Annotated in this window: 20 protein-coding genes; 7 read left to right on the top strand and 13 right to left on the bottom strand. The window is 65.5% G+C overall.

Annotated features, from left to right (window positions below; all coding sequences use genetic code 11):
- Positions 1-17 precede the first annotated feature (17 nt).
- The gene (locus tag HCU76_RS11575) at positions 18-491 is read right to left on the bottom strand and encodes an MAPEG family protein (protein ID WP_218509338.1); all 474 of its coding nucleotides are present in this window, start codon (positions 489-491) and stop codon (positions 18-20) included.
- A 22-nt stretch (positions 492-513) separates the two neighbouring features.
- Entirely contained in the window at positions 514-1,233 is a 720-nt protein-coding gene (locus tag HCU76_RS11570) for an MBL fold metallo-hydrolase (RefSeq protein WP_218509337.1), read from the bottom strand.
- A 130-nt stretch (positions 1,234-1,363) separates the two neighbouring features.
- Between HCU76_RS11570 and HCU76_RS11565 the strand changes: the two genes are divergently transcribed.
- Complete coding sequence (locus HCU76_RS11565; RefSeq protein ID WP_218509336.1) at positions 1,364-2,050, top strand: TetR/AcrR family transcriptional regulator; 687 nt, start codon at positions 1,364-1,366, stop codon at positions 2,048-2,050.
- A 36-nt stretch (positions 2,051-2,086) separates the two neighbouring features.
- On the opposite strand, the gene mmsB is transcribed toward HCU76_RS11565, so the two are convergent.
- From mmsB to HCU76_RS11545, 4 genes are all read right to left on the bottom strand, one after another.
- A complete protein-coding gene (gene mmsB, locus HCU76_RS11560; protein WP_213953727.1) occupies positions 2,087-2,983 on the bottom strand; it encodes a 3-hydroxyisobutyrate dehydrogenase in 897 nt (298 codons plus the stop codon).
- A 169-nt stretch (positions 2,984-3,152) separates the two neighbouring features.
- Complete coding sequence (locus HCU76_RS11555; RefSeq protein ID WP_218509335.1) at positions 3,153-4,268, bottom strand: enoyl-CoA hydratase/isomerase family protein; 1,116 nt, start codon at positions 4,266-4,268, stop codon at positions 3,153-3,155.
- A gap of 197 nt (positions 4,269-4,465) precedes the next feature.
- Positions 4,466-5,620, bottom strand: a complete 1,155-nt coding sequence (locus HCU76_RS11550) for an acyl-CoA dehydrogenase family protein (protein ID WP_218509334.1) — start codon at positions 5,618-5,620, stop codon at positions 4,466-4,468.
- 142 nt (positions 5,621-5,762) lie between these two features.
- The gene (locus HCU76_RS11545; protein ID WP_218509333.1) at positions 5,763-7,286 is read right to left on the bottom strand and encodes a CoA-acylating methylmalonate-semialdehyde dehydrogenase; all 1,524 of its coding nucleotides are present in this window, start codon (positions 7,284-7,286) and stop codon (positions 5,763-5,765) included.
- A gap of 115 nt (positions 7,287-7,401) precedes the next feature.
- Here HCU76_RS11545 and HCU76_RS11540 point away from each other — a divergent pair, with 115 nt between their 5' ends.
- The 4 genes from HCU76_RS11540 (at position 7,402) to HCU76_RS11525 (ending at position 10,501) form a co-directional block, all read left to right on the top strand.
- Positions 7,402-8,298 (top strand): LysR family transcriptional regulator, encoded by an 897-nt coding sequence (locus HCU76_RS11540; protein ID WP_218509332.1) that lies wholly within the window; start codon positions 7,402-7,404, stop codon positions 8,296-8,298.
- A 141-nt stretch (positions 8,299-8,439) separates the two neighbouring features.
- Positions 8,440-8,934, top strand: a complete 495-nt coding sequence (locus HCU76_RS11535; protein ID WP_218509331.1) for a hypothetical protein — start codon at positions 8,440-8,442, stop codon at positions 8,932-8,934.
- A gap of 127 nt (positions 8,935-9,061) precedes the next feature.
- Positions 9,062-9,643 (top strand): molybdopterin-dependent oxidoreductase, encoded by a 582-nt coding sequence (locus HCU76_RS11530; protein WP_218509330.1) that lies wholly within the window; start codon positions 9,062-9,064, stop codon positions 9,641-9,643.
- Positions 9,644-9,685: 42 nt separating this feature from the next.
- On the top strand, positions 9,686-10,501 hold the full coding sequence (locus HCU76_RS11525; RefSeq protein ID WP_218509329.1) for a methyltransferase domain-containing protein: 816 nt from the start codon (positions 9,686-9,688) through the stop codon (positions 10,499-10,501).
- Between the two features lie 39 nt (positions 10,502-10,540).
- Here the strand turns inward: HCU76_RS11525 and HCU76_RS11520 are convergent, their stop codons facing one another.
- Positions 10,541-10,939 (bottom strand): hypothetical protein, encoded by a 399-nt coding sequence (locus HCU76_RS11520; RefSeq protein ID WP_218509328.1) that lies wholly within the window; start codon positions 10,937-10,939, stop codon positions 10,541-10,543.
- Complete coding sequence (locus HCU76_RS11515; protein ID WP_218509327.1) at positions 10,936-12,570, bottom strand: lipopolysaccharide assembly protein LapB; 1,635 nt, start codon at positions 12,568-12,570, stop codon at positions 10,936-10,938. Before HCU76_RS11515 ends, HCU76_RS11520 begins: the two co-directional genes overlap by 4 nt.
- 311 nt (positions 12,571-12,881) lie before the next feature.
- Here HCU76_RS11515 and fusA point away from each other — a divergent pair, with 311 nt between their 5' ends.
- Complete coding sequence (gene fusA, locus HCU76_RS11510) at positions 12,882-14,942, top strand: elongation factor G (protein ID WP_218509326.1); 2,061 nt, start codon at positions 12,882-12,884, stop codon at positions 14,940-14,942.
- A gap of 124 nt (positions 14,943-15,066) precedes the next feature.
- Here the strand turns inward: fusA and HCU76_RS11505 are convergent, their stop codons facing one another.
- The 5 genes from HCU76_RS11505 to HCU76_RS11485 are packed head-to-tail and all read right to left on the bottom strand — an operon-like array spanning position 15,067 to position 20,464.
- The gene (locus HCU76_RS11505) at positions 15,067-16,455 is read right to left on the bottom strand and encodes an FAD-dependent oxidoreductase (protein WP_218509325.1); all 1,389 of its coding nucleotides are present in this window, start codon (positions 16,453-16,455) and stop codon (positions 15,067-15,069) included.
- Between the two features lie 9 nt (positions 16,456-16,464).
- Positions 16,465-17,034 (bottom strand): phosphonate degradation HD-domain oxygenase, encoded by a 570-nt coding sequence (locus tag HCU76_RS11500; protein ID WP_218509324.1) that lies wholly within the window; start codon positions 17,032-17,034, stop codon positions 16,465-16,467.
- 3 nt (positions 17,035-17,037) lie between these two features.
- Entirely contained in the window at positions 17,038-18,486 is a 1,449-nt protein-coding gene (gene phnY, locus HCU76_RS11495; protein ID WP_218509323.1) for a phosphonoacetaldehyde dehydrogenase, read from the bottom strand.
- 21 nt (positions 18,487-18,507) lie between these two features.
- Entirely contained in the window at positions 18,508-19,734 is a 1,227-nt protein-coding gene (phnA, locus tag HCU76_RS11490; protein WP_218509322.1) for a phosphonoacetate hydrolase, read from the bottom strand.
- A gap of 1 nt (position 19,735) precedes the next feature.
- Entirely contained in the window at positions 19,736-20,464 is a 729-nt protein-coding gene (locus tag HCU76_RS11485; RefSeq protein ID WP_218509399.1) for a phosphonate utilization associated transcriptional regulator, read from the bottom strand.
- A gap of 151 nt (positions 20,465-20,615) precedes the next feature.
- Between HCU76_RS11485 and HCU76_RS11480 the strand changes: the two genes are divergently transcribed.
- On the top strand, positions 20,616-21,662 hold the full coding sequence (locus HCU76_RS11480) for a putative 2-aminoethylphosphonate ABC transporter substrate-binding protein (RefSeq protein WP_218509321.1): 1,047 nt from the start codon (positions 20,616-20,618) through the stop codon (positions 21,660-21,662).
- Positions 21,663-21,682 lie beyond the last annotated feature (20 nt).

Below are 21,682 nucleotides of genomic sequence, written 5' to 3'. Positions count from 1 at the left end.
CGGAAGTCCGATCGGGCTCAGCGCCAGACGCCGAGCGCCGAAAGCAGCGTGCGCACCGTCATGAAGACCAGGATGAACGAGCCCACCGTCCACAGCGTGGCGCGCATGTCGTGGGTCTGCGCGGTCAGGTAGGCCGCGAAGTGAAGAAACCGTGACACGACATACCCATACAGCAACACCTGCGCCAGCAGCAACGGCGGGCCGGTCAGCACGTACAGGAAACCGGCGGCCAGGAAGAACGGCAGGTTCTCCAGATCGTTGAGATGAATGCGCCGGATGCGCTCGACTGGCTCGTGGGGTTCGAGCTGGCGCGCATCGGGGTGCGGATTGAGCGGCGTCTTGCGCAGGTCCTCGGGCGAGCGGAAACCGCCGTTGACCTGCAGCATGCGCGCGACGGTCAACCATGACATCGCCACCGCCTTGAGGATCATGAGCGTGGCGGCGATCGCGTAGGTCGCGAACAGCGGGTCTTGCAGGCTCAGTTTGTCCATGGTGCTTTCCGATCGCGTGGGGTCAATGCATGCGGACCATGGCCTCGTACGCATCGGCCAGTTGCCCGAGTGCTTCGCTACAGCGACCGCGCCTGGACGATCCGTGCATCAGCGCCAGCGTCTGCGGTTCAAGTCTTGCGAGGGCGCGAATCGTCGGCGCCGTCGCCGGTGACAACGAGGTGGCATGGAACAACTCCTCCGCCGCCAGTGCGGGGCCGACGATGTCGCCTTCGACGAGGGCCGGGCCGTTGCCGCAGTGCGTGAAGAGGTCGCCGCAGAACAGCGTTCCGGTGCTTTCCTCGAACAGCACGCGCGCTTCCCAGTTGTGCGGCACATGGGGCGTGTCGATGTGCCTGACGCGCTTGCCGCCCAGGTCCATCACCTCGCCATCGGCCAGCTTGCGCGGCGGCCGGTCGCAGAGGTCGTCCAGCGACACCATGCAGCCGGTCGCGCCGTGCGCGACTTCGGCCTGCGGTGCGGCCGCGAGGAATTCGTTCATGGCGCCGCATTCGTCGGCCTCGACATGGCCGAAGGTGATCCAGCGCAGGCGTTTCAGCGCAACGATGCGCGCGACGGCCTCGGAGACCAGCGGGAACATGCGTCGCGGCCCCGTATGAAACAGCAGCGGCTCGTCGGCGTCGATGAGGAACTGGTTGAAGGTGAAGCCGCCGGGCGCTGCGTCAGGGACGCAGGTCGAGATGCGGTAGATGCGGTCGGCGATCTCATGGGTGCTGGCTTGCATGGTGGCTCTCCATGGGGCGGATGCGAAAGCATGTTCTTTTTTCTACCATCAGTCAATAATTTTTCTTTAGGTTGGTTTTCTTGCCCGTTGGTGGAATAATTCGATCGAACCGCCCCTCCAATCGCCCGACATGTCCGCGCCGAAGCCACGCCCCACCCCCGACGAAAGTCCGGCAGTCACGGCGCGCGTGGCCCGTCGCGAGCAACGGCGCAACCGGTCACGAGAGGAAATCCTGGAAGGCGCACGTCGCGTGCTGCTGCGAAGCGGAATCTCCGCGACCACGCTGGACTCCGTCGCCAAGGAAATCGGCGTGTCGAAGGCGGCGCTCTACTACTACTTTCCGTCGAAGGATGCGCTGCTGTTCGAGTTGGTCTACGGGGCCCTCGACGCGCACGCCCAGGCGGTGCACGGCGCCACCGGGAAGGCGCGCAATGGCGGCGACGCGCTGCGCGCCATCGTGCGTGAGACGGTCCATGCATTCGCGCCGCGCATCGACGACTTTCGCCTGGCCTTCCTCCACGGCCAGGTCGCCAGCCCGGGCTCGGTGCATTGGGACGAGCAGCAGTTCCAGCGCATTCGTCCGCTCAACGACCTCTGCTTTGCCGACGCCGCGAAGATGCTCGCCGAAGAACGGAAAAAGCGCCCCGGCCGGGCGCGCGTCGAACCGAGGCTGATGGCGTTCCTTGCTTACCTCGCGGCCGTGGGAATGCTCACGATGAAGGGCATGGTCGAGAGCGTGGACGACCCGCTCGCCTATTCCGACGAGCAGCTCATCGAAGGCTTCGCGCGCGTGTTCGAGGCTGCCGCTGGGCCTTAGCGCATGCCGGAGCGGCGGCCCGCCGAACCGCTCAAATCAGTCGGCCTTTTGCAGCAGCTTGATGACGCTGGAGAAATCCAGCGCACCGTTGCCCGCGAGGCTGTGTGCGGCATAGAGGTTGCGCGCCATGCCGCCCAAGGGCGTTGCGGCGCGCACAGCGGCGGCGTTCTCCTGCGACAGGCCCAGGTCCTTCAGCATCAGGTCTGTCCCGAAGCCGCCGGCATAGTTCTTCGACGCGGGCGACGTGTCCATCACGCCCGGCATCGGGTTGTACTTCTCGAGGGCCCAGTTGCCGCCCGAGCTGCGCCGCATGATCTCGGACAGCACCTTCGGATCGAGCCCGTTGGCCACACCAAGGGCGAGCGCTTCGGATGTGCCGATCATCAGGATACCGAGCAGCATGTTGTTGCAGATCTTGGCCGTCTGGCCGGCCCCTGCCTCGCCCGCGTGGAAGATGTTGGCACCCATCTTTTCCAGGACGGGACGGGCGCGCTCCAGGTCTTGCACGCTGCCGCCGACCATGAAGGTGAGCGTGCCCGCGATCGCACCGCCGGTACCGCCTGACACGGGCGCATCGATGACCGCGATGCCCCGCTTGCCCGCGGCCTCGGCGACCTTGCGCGATGTGGCCGCGGCAATGGTGCTGCTGTCGATGACCAACGTGCCCGGCGCGATGTGTTCGAGCAGCCCGGGCTTGCCGTCCCCGCCGAGGTAGAGCCCTTCGACATGCGCACTGGCCGGCAGCATGCTGACGACCACTTCGGCGCCTGAGACGGTGTCGGCGGCCGAAGTGGCAATGGGCAACCCTTCGGCCGCGAACTTTTTGCAGGCCTCGACCGAAAGATCGAAGGCGCTCAGCGCGTGGCCCGCCTTGAGCAGGTTCAGGGCCATCGGGCCGCCCATGTTGCCAAGGCCGATGAATGCGATCTTCATGTTGTACGTCTCCAAGGGTGTAGTGAATACGGGATCGGGCAGCCGGCCGCGAAGGACGCAAAGGTTCCGCGAAGGACGCGAAAGAACTCAAGGAAGAAAATCTGGTATTCCTTTCGCGTCCTTCGCGAAACCTTCGCGTCCTCTGCGTCCGGATGTCCGCATTTCTTTCTCACACGAGCCCCGCCAGCTCCGGCGCCATGTCGCCGCGCTCGCGCAAGTGGTCGTCGATGAAGGCGGGCGTGATCTCTTCGATGGTGGCCGGCGTCCACTTCGGGTTGCGGTCCTTGTCGACGAGCAGGGCGCGGATGCCTTCGGCGAAATCCTTGTTCGCGCAGCAACCGAGCGACGCCCAATACTCGAGGCGGAACACTTCCGCGAGGGACATGCGGTGCACGCGCTGCCAGAGTTCGAAGCTCAGCGCAGCCGAGCTTGGCGCGCCCTTGGCGAAGGTCTCGGCAGCTGTCTGCACCCACTTGTCCTCGCTGCGATATGCGCGCAGCCGCTTCGCGATATCGAGCAGGTCGTCGCCGGCCATCAAGGCGTTGATCTCGTCGAAGTGCTCGCGCACCTTGGACGGCGGGGTCTCCGCGCCCTCCCCGGCCTTCAGCAGGATGCGCGAGAGCGCGGCGCGATCGGCCTTGGCATTGCCGCTCCATGTGCTCGCCATGATGGCATCGAGCACCTGCTGCTTGCGCTCGTGCGGCACGAACAGGTCGGCCAGGCCGCAGAAGATCGCGTCGCTCGCATTGAAGTTGACCCCGGTGAGCGCCAGGAACAGGCCCACCCGGCCCGGCATGCGGCGCAAGAACCAGCTCCCGCCGACATCCGGATAGAGGCCGATGTTGATCTCCGGCATCGCGAGCCGGCTCTGCGCAGTGACCACGCGATGCGACGCACCGGCCATGAGCCCGATGCCGCCGCCCATCACGATGCCGTGCGCCCAACACAGGAAGGGCTTGGGAAAGGTGTGGATCAGGTAGTCGAGTTCGTACTCCTGCGCGAAGTAACGCTCCGCGTATGCGTTGCGCGCCGGTCCGACTTCGAGCAGCGTTTGATAAAGCTTTCGCAGGTCGCCGCCCGCACAGAAAGACTTCTCGCCAGCCGCTTGCAGCAGCACGCCGACGATGCCGCTGTCAGCCGCCCATTCCCGCAGCTTCGGCGTGAGCAGCGCAACCATCTCCACGGCAAGCGCATTGAGGGAAGCCGGTGAATTCAGCGTGGCCACGCCGAAGCGCTGGCCGCTGGCGGTATTGATTTCGTGGAAGCGGACGACGGGGTCTGACATGTTGTTGAGATTGGATGAATGCGGGGACCCGAACTCAGAAGGAAGTCAAAGGCTACGCAGAAGTCGCAAAAGAATCCGAGGAAATTTTGATGGATGTTCAATTGCGACTTTTGCGAATCCTTTGCGACTTCTGCGTTCGGCTGTCCGCATTGCGTTCGGCTGTCCGCATTGCGTTCGGCTTTCCGAATTGACGTAGTTCAGCGAATATCTGCATCGCCCTCGAGCAGCTTGCGCGCGACGATCACGCGCATGATCTCGTTGGTGCCTTCGAGGATCTGGTGCACGCGCGCATCGCGCACCAGGCGCTCCAGCGGGAACTCGCTGAGGTAGCCGTAGCCGCCGTGGAGCTGCAGCGCGTCGTTGCAGACGTTGAAGCCGGCATCCGTCGCGAAACGCTTGGCCATCGCGCAATAGGTGCTGGCATCGGCGTGGCCGGCGTCCAGCTTCGATGCGGCCAGCCGCACCATCTGGCGCGCGGCGACGAGTTCCGTCGCCATGTCGGCCAGCTTGAACTGCAGCGCCTGGAAACTGGCGATCGGCTTGCCGAACTGCTGGCGCTCGTTCAGGTAGCGCCGGGCTGCGTCGAGCGCACCTTGCGCCGCGCCCACCGAACAGGTCGCGATGTTGATGCGGCCGCCGTCGAGCCCCTTCATTGCGATGCGGAAGCCCTCGCCTTCGCTGCCCAGCAAGTGGTCGACGGGCAGGCGCACGTTGTCGAAGTTGATGGTGCGCGTGGGCTGGCTGTTCCAGCCCATCTTGTGCTCCTTCTTGCCGTAGCTCACGCCGGGCGCATCAGCAGGCAGGGCAAAGGCCGAGATGCCACCCGCGCCGCCGCCGCCGGTGCGTGCCATCAGCACGAGTACATCCGTCGAGCCAGCGCCGGAGATGAAGGCCTTGCCGCCGTTGATGACGTATTCGCCGTCCTTCAGCTCGGCGCGCGTCTTGAGCGAACCCGCATCCGAGCCAGCGCCCGGCTCGGTCAGGCAATACGAGGCCAGCTTGCGCCCGCTCGTCAGGTCCGAACCCCAACGCTGGCGCACGGCCTCGGTGCCCCAGGTGCCGAGCATCCAGGTCGCCATGTTGTGGATGGTGATGAAGGCGGTCGTCGAAGGGTCGATGGCTGCCATCTCCTCGAATACCAGCGTCGCGTCCAGGCGCGGCAGCGCGAGGCCTTCGATGCTCTCCGGTGCGTAGAGGCCGCAGAAACCCAGCGTGCCGGCCTTGGCGATGGCGTCCCTGGGAAAGAATGCATCGGCATCCCATTGCGCTGCATGGGGTGCGAATTCGGCCAGCGCAAAGTCGCGGGCCGTTTGCGCGAACGCGCGCTGTTCTTCAGTGAGTTCGAAATTCATGGAACGAATGATCGGGCATTCTTTCTCCCTCTCCCCTCCGGCGAGATGGTCGGGGTGAGGGGGCTGCGGCGGAGGACGGCTGAGCGAATTTCTACCGCCCGTGCTCTCACCCCGCCCTCTCCCCGGGGGGAGAGGGAGCAAGTCACTTCAGACTGATCGTCGTGTTGACGCCATGACTCACGGTGCTGTCATCGAACCAGCGCGACGTCACCGTCTTGGTCTGCGTGTAGAACAGGATGACCTGCTTGCCGTACGGGCCCAGGTCGCCCAGCTTCGACGCGCGCGAACCGGTGAACGAGAACATCGGCACCGGCACCGGGATCGGCACATTGATGCCCACCTGCCCGACGTCGATGTCTTCCTGGAAGCGACGTGCCGCGGCGCCCGACTGGGTGAAGATCGCAGTACCGTTGCCGTTCGGATTGGCGTTGATCATGTCGATGGCATCGTCGATGCTGTCGGCATTGGCCAGGCACAGCACGGGGCCGAAGATTTCCTGGTCATAGATGGTCATGCCGGGCTTGACGTCGGCAAACACCGTCGGGCCGACGAAGTTGCCCTTCTCGTAGCCCGGCACCGTGGGCTTGCGGCCGTCAAGGGCCAGCGTGGCGCCATCCGCCACACCGCGTTCGATCAAGCCATTGACGCGGTCATACGCGGCGCAGGACACCAGCGGGCCGATGTCGACGCCCTTCTCCGTGCCGGCGCCGATCTTCAGCGTCTTCGCCTTTGCGACCAGTTCCGGAACCCACTTCTGCGCATCGCCGACGAGCACCGCGACCGACACCGCCATGCAGCGTTGGCCCGCCGCGCCGAAGCTCGCGCCGGCCAGTGCGTTGAGCGTCTGCTCCTTGTTGGCATCGGGCATCACGATGGCGTGGTTCTTCGCGCCCATCATGCATTGCACGCGCTTGCCGGTGAGCGTGGCGCGGTTGTAGACGTGCGTGCCGACCTTGGTCGAGCCGACGAAGGAGATCGCCTTGATGTCCTTGTGGTCGCAGATGGCGTTGACCACCGCTTCGCCGCCGTGCACCACGTTGAGCACACCGGGCGGAATGCCGGCTTCGAGCGCGAGTTCGCACAGGCGCATCGTGACCATCGGGTCTTGCTCCGAGGGCTTCAGCACGAAGGTGTTGCCGGTGACGATGGCCATCGGGAACATCCATAGCGGGATCATCGCGGGGAAGTTGAACGGCGTGATGCCGGCACACACGCCCAGCGGTTGCAGCAGCGTGTAGGTATCGACGCCGCTGGCCACGTTGTTGGCCATCTCGCCGAGCTGCAGGTTGCCGATGCCGGCGGCGTGCTCCACCACTTCGAGGCCGCGGAACACGTCGCCTTCGGCGTCGGGCAGGGTCTTGCCTTGCTCGGCCGTGAGGATCGCGGCCAGTTCGCCCATGTTCTCGCGGATCAGTTGCTGCAGCTTGAGGAAGATGCGGGCGCGCGCGCCGATGGCCGTCTTCTTCCAGGTCTTGAAAGCTTCTTGCGCCGAGGCGACCGCGGCATCGACCTCGGCCTGCGTGGCGAACGGCACGCGGGCCAGCACTTCCTGCGTGGCCGGGTTGACGATGTCGCGCCATTCGGTGGTCGTCGACTCGACGAGCTTGCCGCCGATGAGCAGCTTGACGGTGGCGACCTGGGTGGTCGGCGTGGTGGTGGCGTCCATTTGTCTGTGTCTCCTTGGGGGGGCGTGAAATTTCAATGCAGGCCGGCATCCTAGCTTTGCAGTTTTGCGATAGCAATAGACAAATATGCACCCGTGATCTGCATAATCGCAACGCATGGACTGGGACAACCTTCGCTACTTCCTGGAGCTGGCACGCTCGGGCACCTTGATGAGTGCGGCGCGCCGTCTGGAGGTCGATCACACGACCGTGGCGCGGCGCATCCAGGCGCTGGAAAAGGAAGTCGGCACGCCGCTCTTCTCGCGCGAAGCCGGGGGCCACCGCCTGACCGAGGCGGGCCGGCGCTTGCAGCCGCAGGTCGAGTCGATGGAGAGCGCATTCCAGGCTGTGGCGAGCACGGCGCCCGCCGCGCAGCAGGGCTTGTCGGGCGTGGTGCGCATCGGGGCCACCGAGGGCTTTGGCACGGTCATCCTCGCGCCTCGACTCTCGCTGTTCGCCCGGCAACATCCGGGCCTGACCATCGACCTGCTCGCGATGCCGCGGCTGGTGCACCTGTCGCGGCGCGAGGCCGACATCGTGATCTCGCTGGAGCGCCCGGCCCGCGGCGCCGTGGTCGTCACCAAGCTCACCGACTACACGCTGCGGCTCTACGCCGCCAAGGCCTATCTGTCGCAGCACAAGCCGATCCAGGCACGCGAAGACCTGCGCGGCCACAGCTTCATCAGCTACGTGGACGACCTGCTTTTCAGCAAGGAACTGCAGTACCTCGACGACCTGCACAAGCCCGACGCCTTCGCGCTGCGCAGCACCAGCATCCTGGCGCAGCATCGTGCGACGGCAGCGGGCGCCGGCATCGCGGTGCTGCCGGCCTTCATCGCGGACGAGGACAAGTCGCTGCGCCGCGTCTTGCCTGAACTGCCGCAGGCCAACCTCACGCGGACCTTCTGGATGTCGATGCCGGTGGAGAACAAACAGCTCGCAAGGATGCAGGCGGTTTGGGGGTTTCTGCGGGAGACGGTGGAGGCGCAGCGCAAGATCCTCATGGGTTTGTAGTCCGCTGCTTCACAGGAAAACGGGGAGCTGCAGGAGCCACGTCTTTCGGACGGCACTCGCAGGAGGCAATGCTAGATTCAGCCCGCGAGCCTCTCTGGCAATCGCATCGCAATCAAGCACAACAACATTCAGGGAATCATCATGAAGTCCATTCTTCTGGCCGGGGCATCGGCGCTCGTCCTTTCTGCGTGCGGTAGCACGGCAACATCGCCCAACACCGCAACGCCCGAACCCAAGGCACAGGCGCCTGCGACAATTACCGCAGCTAACACTTCCCCATGCGCGGCCAACTTCTCTTCATCGGGCAGCTTCATATCTGGCAAGAAGTTTTCAACCCAGGTCCCGCTGCCCGGCGTCAGCAAGGACACGGCATTCACCAAGGCCTACGGCTCGCTGGCGAAGAGCGGCTACCAGATCGTCCAATCGGACAAAGGCGCCGGCGTGATCTCGGCGGCACAAGGGGTCAGTTTCTCCAAGGGAGGCAAGAGCGTGACTCTCAACGTCGTCGTGCAAAGCGAGGGCAAGGGCTCGTCGGTCTCTTTCAGCTTCTCCATCACGGGTGGTCTGAGCACATCGGAAGACGCTGTGCGCGACGAGTTCTGCCGGATTGCCGGCGACATGGGTGCCAAGCCCTGAGGCAACCAAGCGTTCGCGCGTGGCGTAAACGCCGGATCTCTTCGCGACCGCAGCTGAGCTCACCCGCTGACCTGCCGTTACAGCCCCACGGTGGACGGATACAAGCCCGCCGTCCCACAATGATCCGATGAACAAACGCCACTTCCTCGGCGGCGCGGCCCTTGCCGGGCTGTTGCCTGTTGCCACAGGCGTCGCGGCTGCCGATGCGCCTCGCAAGGGTCCTGGCCTGCTGACCGTCAGCGGCGCCATCGGCAAGTCCAACCGGGGCCCTGTCGATGCGGCGCTCGACCAGTTGATGGTCAAGCACAAGGTCAGCTTCGACAAGGCCTTCGTGATCGACGCCGATGCCCTGGCCCGCCTGCCTGCCGTCAAGATCAAGCCGACGCTCGAGTACGACGCCAAGGTGCACACGCTCTCCGGCCCGTTGCTCACGAGCGTGCTGGAGACGGTGGGCGTGGCGCCCGAAGCGATGCTCGGCATGCGCGCGGTGGACGGCTACGTGGTGCCGCTGAAGATGGCGGATGCGCGCACCTATCGAATGATCGTCGCCACGGAGATGGACGGCGTGCCGCTCGTGTTGGGCGGGCTGGGCCCGCAATGGGCGATCTACGAGGCCGACACGCTCGCGGCGTTCAAGGACAAGCCGCTGAAGGAACGGTTCGCACTGTGCCCGTGGGGGCTGTACAGCATCGAGGTCTCGCGCAGCTGAAGGCGCCCACCGGGGCGACAGGCTCGCCATCGGAGCGATGAAATGAGCCCACCAGACCCCTACATCCTCGGCTACCGCCAGGCGGAACAAGACCGACTGGAGCGCCAGGCGCTCGAACTTGCCGACGAATCGAACTGGCTGTTCGACCAGATCGGCGTGAGCGATGGCTGGCGCGTCGTGGAGGTCGGCTGCGGCCCGCGGGGCTGCCTCGATCTCCTGTCGAGCCGCGTCGGCGCGAAAGGCCGCGTCGTCGGCGTGGAGCGCAGCAGCGAGCAGGCAGAAACGGCGCGTCGCTTCGTCACCGAGCATCACCTGTCGAACGTCGAGGTCCTTGACGCAGATGCCCGATCCACCAGCCTGGCGACCGGCGCCTTCGACCTGGCCACCGCGCGGCTGGTGCTCGTCAACGTTCCGGAACCACGGCAGATCGTTGCGGAGATGGTTCGCTTCGTGCGGCCCGGCGGATTCGTCGCCCTGCACGAGCCAGACGCGACATTCCAGCGATGCGAGCCGCCGCACCCCGCGCAGACACGTCTCCTGCAACTCCTGGACATCTACGCGAAAGCGAACGGCATCGATCGCGAGATCGGGCTCAAAGTGCCAGGCATGCTGCGCGAGGCAGGGATTGTCGACGTGCACGTGCATCCCCTGGTCCATCTGTATTCCCTTGGCCATGGGCGCCGCATGCTGGTGCTCGATTTCGTCGAGAACGCACGCGGCCGGCTCATCGAGAACGGCGTGGTCGGACAGGACGATCTCGATGCATTGACCGCGGCATTGCGACGACACCTGGAGGATCCCGCAACGCTCGTCGTTTCATCCCTCTTCATCCAGGCATGGGGACGCGTACCGGCTTGACGCCCTCCGTCGGAACGCAAGACACCGCCAACGTGCCCGTTACTTCACCCAGACATCCAACGGCACCGCCGGCCGGTCCGGGCAAGTCATGGAGCCGGTGTACCGATCGGTCAAGCGCCCGCTGAAGCTGCACTCGACGCCATCGACGAGAACCGTCGCCTTCATCTCCGACGGAAACCGGGAAAGCTGGAAGCGGATCTCCCCGGCCTTGGTCTCGGGGCCTTCCTGGGTGCAGACGCCGACGTGCGTCAGCGTCATCGGCCCGGTGTATTCCTTCGCGCGTCCCGCGACTTTCTCGGCGACGGTCCCGGTCCACTCCCATTCGCCGAAGACGCCGGAATAGGCGACGACCTCCAGCGAGGCTGCGCCAGCCACCTGCGTGGCCGCCGCGGCCATGGCAATCACCAAGATGCTGCGGGTCGTCATGATGGCTTTCACGGGTGCTTCGCCAGGAACGTGCGCGCATCGGCCACGTCGGTGCGGCCCTTGTCGGCGCCATCGGCGATGGTGACGACCTCGCCGAAGTGCGCGCGCGCCGCCGACGCGTTGCCGCTCTTTTCGGCGGCCTTGGCCGCGCCCACGGTGGCGCCCAGGCGGTTCGGTTCCTTCCTGAGCGTGGCCTCGTAGGCCAACAATGCATCGCCGGGCCTGCCTTGTGCCATCAGCATATCGCCGTACAGTTCGCGCGCCGGCTTCAAGACACCCGGCGTCACCGGGTGCTTGTCGGTCGCGTCCTCTGCATCGGCTGCGGCGCTCATCGCCTTGAGGGCCTCGTCGGGTTTGCCGTCCGCATACAGGACCCATGCCGACGCCACCTGGCGCTGGATCTCGACCTGCTGCGACCAGTAGGCGTCCTTTGCATCACGCAGCTTGTCGCGCATTTCAGCGAGCTTCGCGATGTCGACATTCGCGGCCGCCGGGTCACCCGATCGCGCGGCGCCCAGGGCGCGGGCAAAGTACGTGATCGCCTGGACATGTGGCAAGGCGCTGGGGCGGACCGGCAGCTCCGATGCGGCCTTCCAGTCGCCTCGTTCGACCACATAGCGCGCGGGCGACGCAGCCAGCGCGTTCGGCCCGGCCACGGCCGTCTCCGTGAAGCCCGTGACTTGACCCATCTCGTCGACGACAGCCTTGGCGGCGCCGTCCTTTCCCAGTTGCAGGTTCGCATAGACGAGGTAGTCCATCGCATGCAACTGGTCGTTGCCCTCCTTGCCCAGCGCCGCGACGCGTGCGGATTCCGTGTTGGAGGCGATCGACTCCTTCCAGTAGCCGAGGCGCGTGAACACATGCGAAGGCATGTGCTGCGCGTGCGCCGCCGCCGGCGCGATGGCGGCATAGCGCCGGGCGGCATCGAGGCCCTTGTCGGCGAGCGCAGGCGAATCGTAGAGATGGATCAGGTAGTGGGCAACGCCGGGATGCTGCGGCTGGCGCCTGGCGATCTTCTCCAGGATGTCCGCGCCCTTGAGCTGATTGGCGTAGGTCTTGTCGGTGGCCGGCGCCGACACGTTGAGCGCGAGCGCGTAGTAGATCTGGGCCTCGTCGTCGTCGGGGTAGCGCAGCGCGAGTTGCTCCATGGCCCTGGTGTAGGCGAGCACGCGCGTGCGGTGGTCGATCTTGTCGTAGTCGGTGTACATGGCGCCCAGCGCATCGATGTAGTCGCGTTCGCGCCGGGTGTTCGGGGCGCTGGCCGCAATGCCCTTCCCCTTGGCGAGCGCAACGGCGCCTTCGGCCAGGTTCTTCTCGGGCGGCGGCGTGTGGGGATTCCACAGCAGGCTCAGCGCCATGCCCCACCAGGCCATGGCGCAGGCCGGATCGGCCTTGGCGACATCGTCGAAGGCATTCCTGGAAGCGCGATACCAGAAGGAGTGCTGGTAGAGCATGGCGCGGTCGAACAGCACCTGCGCCTTCTGCGTGCAGGACACGTCGAAATGCACCTTCCCGAGCTTTTCGTCGACCGCCTCGCCGAAGGCCGGCGAGACCAGCGTGGTGCCGACCACCGCTGCGGCAAACAGCGCTTCAGCGAGGCGCGATCTCCGGCGGCGAGAGCGAATGGGCGTGGGATTTTTCATGGACGGCCCCGTGACTCGATGAACAGGACATCCGAGCCAGAGCGGAGAAGCGCGCACCGCCGGTTGGACCCGGGCAACGAGCGGCGCGCAACATCATGCGCCTGGTCGCGGCCGATTGCGAGTGAATCAGTCACTTCGGTGCGCCGGCGGCCGAAAACGAACCCGCCGCCCGCCTTGCGCCGGAGCCCCGCCAGCCGGACAATTTCCAAGACCCAAGGGCGCCGCCCTCACGTTTGCCCGCATCCGGTTCGGCGCGCCCGGACGTAAAACACGGTACCGTCCCCTTTTTCGAGGGCGGAAGGAGACGATCCATGCCAAGCCGATCGAACGGCCTTTCGGCCGAACTGGAGAAAGTGCGCACGCTGGCCCTCGTGGGCCCGTCCGCCAGCGGCAAGACCACCCTCGCCGAACTCCTGCTCAAGAGTGCCGGCGCCATCGGCGCGACTGGCAGCGTGGAGCGCGGCAGCACCGTGAGCGACCATGACCCGATCGAGCGGCGCATGCAGCACTCACTCAATTCATCGGTGATGCACCTGACGCATGGCGCGACCCGCATCCACCTGCTGGACACCCCCGGCGGACCCGACTTCCTCGGCCAGAGCCTGCCGGCGCTGGAAGCCGTCGAGACCGCCGCGGTGGTCATCAACGCCGCCACCGGCATCGAGCCGATGGCCGTGCGCATGATGGAGTACGCGGCGTCGCGGCATCTCACGCGCATCATCATCGTCAACAAGATCGACTCGCAGGGCGTCTCGCTGCCGGGCCTGCTGGCGGACATCCAGGCCGCCTTCGGCCGCGAATGCCTGCCGCTGAACCTGCCCAACGCGATGGACAAGAAGGTGGTGGACTGCTTCTTCAACCGCCACGGGCAGTCCGACTTCGGCCCGGTGGAGGCGGCGCACCGGGCGCTGGTCGAGCAGGTGGTGGAGGTCGATGCGGCCTTCGTGGACCGCTACCTGGAGGAAGGCGACGTCGACCCGTCGGAATTGCATGCCCCGCTCGAACAGGCGCTGCGCGAAGGGCACCTGATCCCGGTGTGCTTCGTCTCCGCGCGCAGCGGCGCGGGGGTGGCCGAGTTGCTGGACGTGATCGTGCGGCTGTTGCCCGACCCCACCGAGGCCAACCCGCCGGACTTCCTCCTTGGCGAAGGCGCGGAAGCCAGGCCGATGCCGGTCTCGCCCGACCCGTCGCTGCATGTGCTCGCGCATGTGTTCAAGGTCACGGTCGACCCGTACGTCGGCAAGATGGGGATCTTCCGCGTGCACCAGGGCACCCTCACCCGCGACAGCCAGCTCTTCATCGGCGATGGCCGCAAGCCCTTCAAGGTCGGCCACCTGTTCATGCTGCAGGGCAAGAACTACGTGGAAGTGCAGCGCGTGTTGCCCGGGGACATCGCGGCCGTGGCCAAGGTCGACGAGATCCATTTCGACGCGGTGCTGCACGACGCGGCCGAGGACGACCACGTGCACCTTGCGCCGCTGGACTTTCCGTATCCGGTGCATGGCCTGGCCATCGAGCCCAAGCGGCATGGCGACGAGCAGCGCATGTGGGAGATCCTCGGCAAGCTGGTCGATGAGGACCCGTGCCTGCGGCTGGAACATGCGGTCGTCACCAATGAAACCATCGTCTACGGCCTCGGCGAGTTGCACCTGCGCGTGCTGCTGGAACGGCTGCGCGAGGTCTACAAGTTCGAGGTCAACACACGCCCGCCGCGCATCGCGTATCGCGAGACGGTGACGATCCCGGCCGAAGGCCACCACCGGCACAAGAAGCAGAGCGGCGGTGCGGGCCAGTTCGGCGAGGTGTTCCTGCGAATCGAGCCGCTGGAACGCGGGGCCGGATTCGAGTTCGCCGACGAGGTGCGTGGCGGCACCATTCCGGGCCAGTTCATTCCCGCGGTGGAGAAAGGCGTGCGCGAGGTGCTGGAGCACGGCGCCATTGCCGGCTACCCGGTGGTGGACGTGCGCGTGGTGGTGTACGACGGCAAGCACCACAGCGTCGACAGCAAGGACATCGCTTTCGCGACGGCCGGGCGCAAGGCCTTCATCGCGGCCATCCAGGCAGCGCGCGCGATCGTGCTGGAACCGGTGGTGAACATCGACATCGCCTCGCCGGATCGCGTGGTCGGCGACGTCACCGGCGACCTGTCAGGCCGGCGCGGCCTGGTGACGGGGACCTCCAACGGTGCGGCCGGCATGGTGCTGATTCGGGGGCAGGTGCCGCTGGCGGAGCTGTCGGGCTACCAGTCGCGCCTCAATGCGCTGACCAGCGGACAAGGGAGGTACACGATGGAGCTGTCGCACTACGAGGCTGTACCGCCGGCGGTGCAGCAGACGTTGATGGGGCAGCATCATCAGAAGGATGAGGAGTGACGTAGTTGCCTGGCGCCTGACGACGAAGCGGCCCGAATACCACCGCGGATATGCGGATCTGTAGGGCGACGGCCATGAAAGCGCACTGGCCCACGCTGAAACAGAAAAGCAGTCGCATCTGCACTCAGGCCTTGTCGGCCTTGCCCGCAGCGTTGGCGAACTTGCTCAGCATCGTGTCGACAAACCAGGGCCGGCGATTCTCGTCTTCCGCGCGCTCCTTGCGACGGATCGCGTTGCGAACCAGGATCGATCCGGCATAGCGCACCGGTTCCGGCGGAAAGCGCCCCAGCGGGCCCTGCGTCAGGGGGCTGCGCGTCCACGCGTTGTCCTGGCCCAGCAGCATCGACGACAGGATCTGGCCGCCCATGTAGCTCGGCCCCACGCCATTGCCCGAATAGCCGAAGCCGTAGCTGATGTGCGGCGCGCCATCCAGCCTGCCGAAGAACGGAAAGCCGGTGACCGAACGGTCGGAGGGACCATTCCAGCTCGCCGTGATCGGCGTGTCGCGCAGCGCGGGAAAGAACGAGTGCAGTGCTTGCGTGAGTTGCGCCTCGTAAGGAGAACGCTGGTCGAAGACGGGCGCGATCCGCCCGCCTCGCGCGAAGGTATTGCCGCCCTTCCCCAGCATGATCCGACCGTCCACGGTGCTGCGGTAGTAGTAGACGAAGGTGCGTGAATCCAGCACCGACACACCGTTGACCAGGCCGATCTCACGCAGCAGTTCGGGGCACTTCTCGGTGATCACCATGTCGCTCGACACGATCGCAATGCTTCGCTCGAACTGGGCGAATGTGCTGGCCATCCAGGCATTGATCGCCAGCACGACCTTTGTCGCCTCCAGGCTGCCGCAGGGCGTGCGGACGACCGCTGGATGGCCGGTGCTGAATTCGAGCATCGGGCTGCGCTCGTAGATGCGCACGCCCATTGCGAGCGCCACGCGGCGAAGCCCGCGCACCAGCTTGCCGGGATGCACCGTCGCGGCCGTGGGCGAATAGACGCCCGCGAGGTTGCGGGCCGAGCCGGAGCGACGCGCTACTTCGTCGGGTGGCACTGAGAAATAAGAATGGATGCCGCATTCCTCCAGCGCACGCATCACCGGGTCGAGCACGCCGATCTGGGCTTGCGACGTGGCGGTGTAGAGCGTGCCGTCCATGCGCAGTTCGGCATCAATGTCATTGGCACGGCAGAAGTCTGCGATGTGCCCGACCGCCGCCTCGGACGCCTTGACCAGCCGGATGGCTTCCGCTTCACCGAAGAGGCGGCGCAGCGTGAAGAACTTGGCCGACCAAGTCAGCAGGCAGCCGCCGTTGCGCCCGCTTGCGCCGGCCCCGCAAAGATCGCTTTCGAGGATCGCGATGTCCAGCGATGGGTCCTGCTGCTTGGCCTGGATCGCGGTCCACAAGCCGGTGAAACCGCCGCCGACGATGCAGACGTCGGCACGCTGGCTGCCCTGCAATGCCGGCGCCAACTCACCGTCGTTGAACAAGGCTTGCTCGATCCAGAAGGGTCGCATGCCTCGCTCCTACACCGCTGGCTGAGCGGAACGAACGGCGGCGCTGATCTTCATGTGCCGCACGAAATGCGAAAGCCCCGGAACGACGGCGTCCGCGGACTTGGCGGCATCGTCCCAGCGCCGCACGCGCACGGCATCCTGCGCAAACGGCAAGGCAGCGAACGCCTGCGCCTGTGCCTCGTCGAACACGCCGCCTTGCAACACGAGGCTGCGCCGCGAGTCGGGCGACAAGGTCTCGAGATAGCCGGGCTCCCGCGCGCAGAGGTAGCGCTTGGCATCGACGTGCAGGCGTATCGGCTCCAGCGTCTCCGGCCCGAAGAGCGGACGCAGGAACGGCAGGCAGCGGTACTGGTGCAGGTCGTCGAGGCCGTGCTGTGTCGGCGTCTTGCCGAAGTCGTGCAGCAGATGACCAAGGTCATGCAGCAAGGCGGCCGTGATGAGCGCGCTGCCCGCACCGGCCTCCTCGGCCAGGTGTGCGGATTGCAATGCGTGGCCCAACTGGGTCACGGGCTCGCCGTCGTACTGCTCATGCCCTTTGGCCTCGAACACGCGAACGATGTCTTCGATCGTGAGGCTCATGGCTTACCAGGGCAGCGAGTAGGTCTTGCTGTTGGTGAAGCTCTTCATCGCTTCCAGCACGCCTTCCTTGTAGCCGAGTCCCGAGTCCTTGATGCCGCCGAACGGCGTGAGTTCCAGCCGGTAGCCCGGCACCTCGCGGACGTTCACGCTGCCGACGTTGAGCTCGCGGATGAATTTCGTGATGTAGTCGAGTCGGTTGGTGCACACCGCCGACGACAAGCCGTAGGCCGTGCCGTTGGAGATGCGGATGGCGTCGTCGATGTCCTTGAACCGAATGACGGGCGACACGGGCCCGAAGGTCTCCTGCTTCGCGACGGTCATCTCCGGATCGACCCCGTCCAGCACGGTCGGCGAATACAGTGCGCCGCGGCGAACGTTGCCGCACATCAGCTTCGCGCCGCCGGCGATGGCTTCGTTGACCACCTTCTCGAACTGGATCGCCGCGGCTTCGTCGATCACCGTGCCCATGTCCACGCTCTTGTCCATCGGGTCGCCGTACTTCAGGGCACGCGTCTTCTGCACCAGCAGTTCGACGAACTGGTCGGCCACTGCTTCATGCACCAGCATGCGCTTGATGGCGGTGCAGCGCTGGCCGGAGTTCTTGTACGAGCCACTGGCCGCCAGCGTTGCGGCCTCCTCCACGTCGGCGTCTTCCATCACGATGATCGGGTCGTTGCCACCGAGCTCGAGGATCTGGCGCTTGTAGGTGGCCTTGCCAGCGATGTACTTGCCGATGGCCACGCCGCCGGTGAAAGTGACGAGGTCCACGTCAGGATGGGTCAGCATCTCGTCGGCGATCTCGCGCGGGTCGCCGGTGATGACCGAGAGCATCTGCGGCGGCAGCCCTGCTTCGTACAGGATGTCCGCCAGGATGAACGCGGTCAGCGGTGTCTTCTCGCTGGGCTTGAGCACCATCCGGTTGTTGGTCGCGATCGAGGGCGCCACCTTGTGGATCACCTGGTTCAGCGGATGGTTGAACGGCGTGATGGCGGTGATGACGCCCAGCAGCGGCTCGCGCATCGTGTAGACCTTGCGGCTCTTGCCGTGGTGCGTCAGGTCGCAGGAGAACACCTGGCCGTCGTCCACCAGCGCCTGGTTGGCGGCGAACAGCAGCACGTCGGAAGCGCGACCCACTTCGTACAGCGAATCCTTGCGACACAGGCCCGACTCCAGCGTGATGGTGCGGGATATCTCGTCCAGGCGCGAGGCGATGATCTCGCCGGCGCGCATCAGGATCTTGTAGCGTTCGTAGCGTGTGAGCGTCGGCTTGTAGTCGCGTGCGATGCGATAGGCGCGGCGCACGTCTTCGAGCGTGGCCTTGGGCACGGTGGCGACTACCTCGCCTGTGTACGGGTAGGTGACCTCGATCACCTCGTCGCGATAGACGCGCTCGCCGGCGATGCGCAGTGCTTCGCAGTGGATGTCGGCTGGCTTCGGCATGGGCTGGCTCATGGGTGTTGTCTCCTCGCGGCTTTATTGGGCGTGGTTCAGGGCAAGGTCGAGCGCGTCGAAGTTGCGCAGGCGACGGCTGCTTTCGACGCCGTCGACACGACGGTTGCAGATCAAGGGCACACGCTGCTCCGACACCCCGCCGTGCGAGCGCAGCGGCACTTCGAGCGCAGAGAGGTCGTGGCGGCTGGCCGAGGTGCCGATGACGGTGTTGCGCTCGCTGACGACGACGATGTCACCAATGCGGTCCGGTGGCAACTCGAAGCGCTTCGCGGCCTCGGCGCGCGACAGTACGGACTCCATGCCGGGCAATTCCTTGATGCGTTCGATCCACCGGGCGGCCGTCGCCTCGTCCGGTGCGTAGACGGTGGCGAAGGAGCCCAGCGCGCCGTGGTGGACCACGTACGGGTCGGTGATCGGGAGAATGACGCGCGCAGCCTCTGCGCCGTACCAGCCATCCAGCACATCCTGGAGGTAGATGACGTTGGGCTTGCCGTCGGTGTCGTGCTTGTCGTTCATGCCGTGGTCGGCGGTCAGCACGATGGTGGCGCCGAGCGCGTCGAGTTCGGCCAGGTAGCGGTCCATCATTGCGTAGAACGCATTCGCGGCCGGACTGCCCGGTGCGGCCTTGTGCTGCACGTAGTCCGTCGTCGAGAGGTACATCAGGTCGGGGCGGCGCGTCTCCATCAGCTTGACGCCGGCAGCGAACACGAACTCGGAAAGCTCCGCGCTGTAGACCGAGGGCACTGGCAGTTGCACGAGATCCAGCACGTTGTCGATGCCGTTCTCTTGCTGGGTCGCCTCGTCGGCCTTCTCCGAGGAGAAGCAGATGCCCTTCATGTGGTTGCCCAGGAGCTTGCGCAGCTTGTCCTTGGCGGTGACCACCGCGACTTTGGCGCCACCGTCCGCAAAGGCTGCCAGCACGGTGCCCGCGCGCAGGTACTTGGGGTCGTTCATCATCACTTCCTTGCCGAGTTCACGGTCGAAGAAGTAGTTGCCGCAGATGCCATGCACGGCAGGCGTCGCGCCGGTGACGATCGACAGGTTGTTGGGATTGGTGAACGACGGCACCACGCAGTCGGCCAGCAGGTTGGCACCGGTGCGCATCATCTTTTCGAGGTATGGCGCAACGCCCGCCTCCACCGCGGCATCGAGGTAGGCCGGCTCGCAGCCGTCCACGCACACCACGACCACGGGCCGCTGCATCCAGCGGTAACTTCTCGCGTTGACTTCGATCGACTGGGGATTCACTTCAAGCTCCTTGTTGATTGGAAGAAGAGTTGGACTTTGGCAAGCCGGCGTCCGGCCGGCCCATGGCCGTGTGCATGCGACTGCGGCTGTCGGCAACGTGTTGCCGCATGACGCGCCCTGCACGCTCGGCGTCGCCCGATGCAATGGCGTCGACGATGTCCCGGTGCTCGTCGACGGAGACGCGCAGGCCGCCACCGTCGTCGAGTGCGCGCATGCGGAACAGCAGCAGTTCCTTGATCAGGCGCTTGTAGGTCTCGATGAGTTTCTGGCTGCCGGCGGTTTCCAGCAGAACCTCGTGGAATTGCAGGTTCAACTGGGCGTACTGCTCGACATCCTTGGCCTTGGCCGCGGACCCCATGGCCTTGAGCATGCCCTTGAGGCGTTCGATGCCATCCGGCGTGATGGCCTTGGTCACACGGCGTCCGATGATTTCCTCGAGCGCTTCGCGCAACTCGTAGATCTCGTCGGCTTCCTCGAACGAGATCTCGCGCACGAACACGCCTCGGTTCTTTTCATTGCGCACCAGCCCCGCTTCCTCGAGCGCCCGCAGCGCCTCCCGGATCGGGCCGCGGCTGGTGCTGAAACGCGTTGCGAGTTCGCTCTCGTTGACGCGGCTGCCCACGGCCAGCTCGCCGGTCATGATGAGTCGTTCGATCTCTTCCTGCACCAGCATGGGCAACGAACTGGACTGGAAGAAGGCCAGGGCGGCGGCGGGTTTGCTTGAGTTCATGAGGCTGATTCTCGGCGCCAAACTGCAAACTGTCAACAATTTAATATTGACAGTCATCAGTTGACGTTCTACATTGAATGCACCAAAGCGGCCGTCACGACGCGCTTGGGCCCGAGTCAGCAACCCAATTCCTACCCCTCAGGACGAAACGATGAACCCAAGCAACGGCATTCGCCAACTCTCCACGGCACTCTGCGCGACGGCCCTGGCCTTCGCCCTCACCAACGCTTCGGCACAACAAAAGACCACCCTGCTCGTCTACACCGCGCTCGAAACCGACGCGATGAAGCTCTACAAGGACGGCTTCGAGAAGGCCAACCCGGACATCGACATCCGCTGGGTGCGCGACTCGACCGGCATCGTCACGGCCAAGCTGCTGGCAGAGAAGGCCAACTCCCAGGCGGACGTGGTGGCGGGGCTTGCGGCCAGCAGCCTTGCCCTGCTCGAACAGGAAGGCATGCTCGCGCCCTATGAGCCCAAGGGCTTCAAGGAACTGACGCCCGCGTACTCCGACACCGCCCGGCCGCCGGCCTGGGTGGGCATGGACGTGTGGGCGGCGACGATCTGCTTCAACACCGTCGAAGCGCAAAAGCGCGGACTGCCGAAGCCGGAGACCTGGAAGGACCTGGCCAAGCCGATCTACAAGGGCGCGATCGTGATGCCGCACCCGGCCTCCAGCGGCACCGGCTACCTCGACGTGGCCGCATGGCTCCAGATGTGGGGCGAGAACGATGGCTGGAAGTACATGGACGCGCTGCACGAGAACATCGCGCAGTACGTGCACTCCGGCTCCAAGCCCTGCAAGCAGGCCGGTGCCGGCGAGTTCCCGATCGGCATCTCCTTCGAGTTTCGCGCCCATCAGGTCAAGAAGTCCGGCGCCCCGGTCGAACTGGTCTTTCCGAAGGAAGGGCTGGGCTGGGACATCGAGGCCACGAGCATCATGAAGGGCACCAAAAAGATGGAGCAGGCCAAGCGCCTGGCCGACTGGATGGCCAGCAAGGAAGCCAACCAGGTCACCGCCAACTGGTGGGCCGTGGTGGCCTATCCCGGCGTCGCGAAGAAGCTCGAAGGCATCCCCGAGAACTACGAGAAGCTGCTCTCGAAGAACGACCTCAACTGGTCGGCCAAGAACCGCGACCGCATCCTGACCGAGTGGAGCAAGCGCTACGACGGCAAGTCGGAAGCCAAGCCCAACTGATCCGCAACGAGAGCAACAAG

The sequence above is a fragment of the Variovorax sp. dw_308 genome, assembly GCF_019207085.1.
Taxonomy (GTDB): domain Bacteria; phylum Pseudomonadota; class Gammaproteobacteria; order Burkholderiales; family Burkholderiaceae_C; genus Variovorax.
This window is presented reverse-complemented; position numbering and strand designations above follow the sequence as displayed.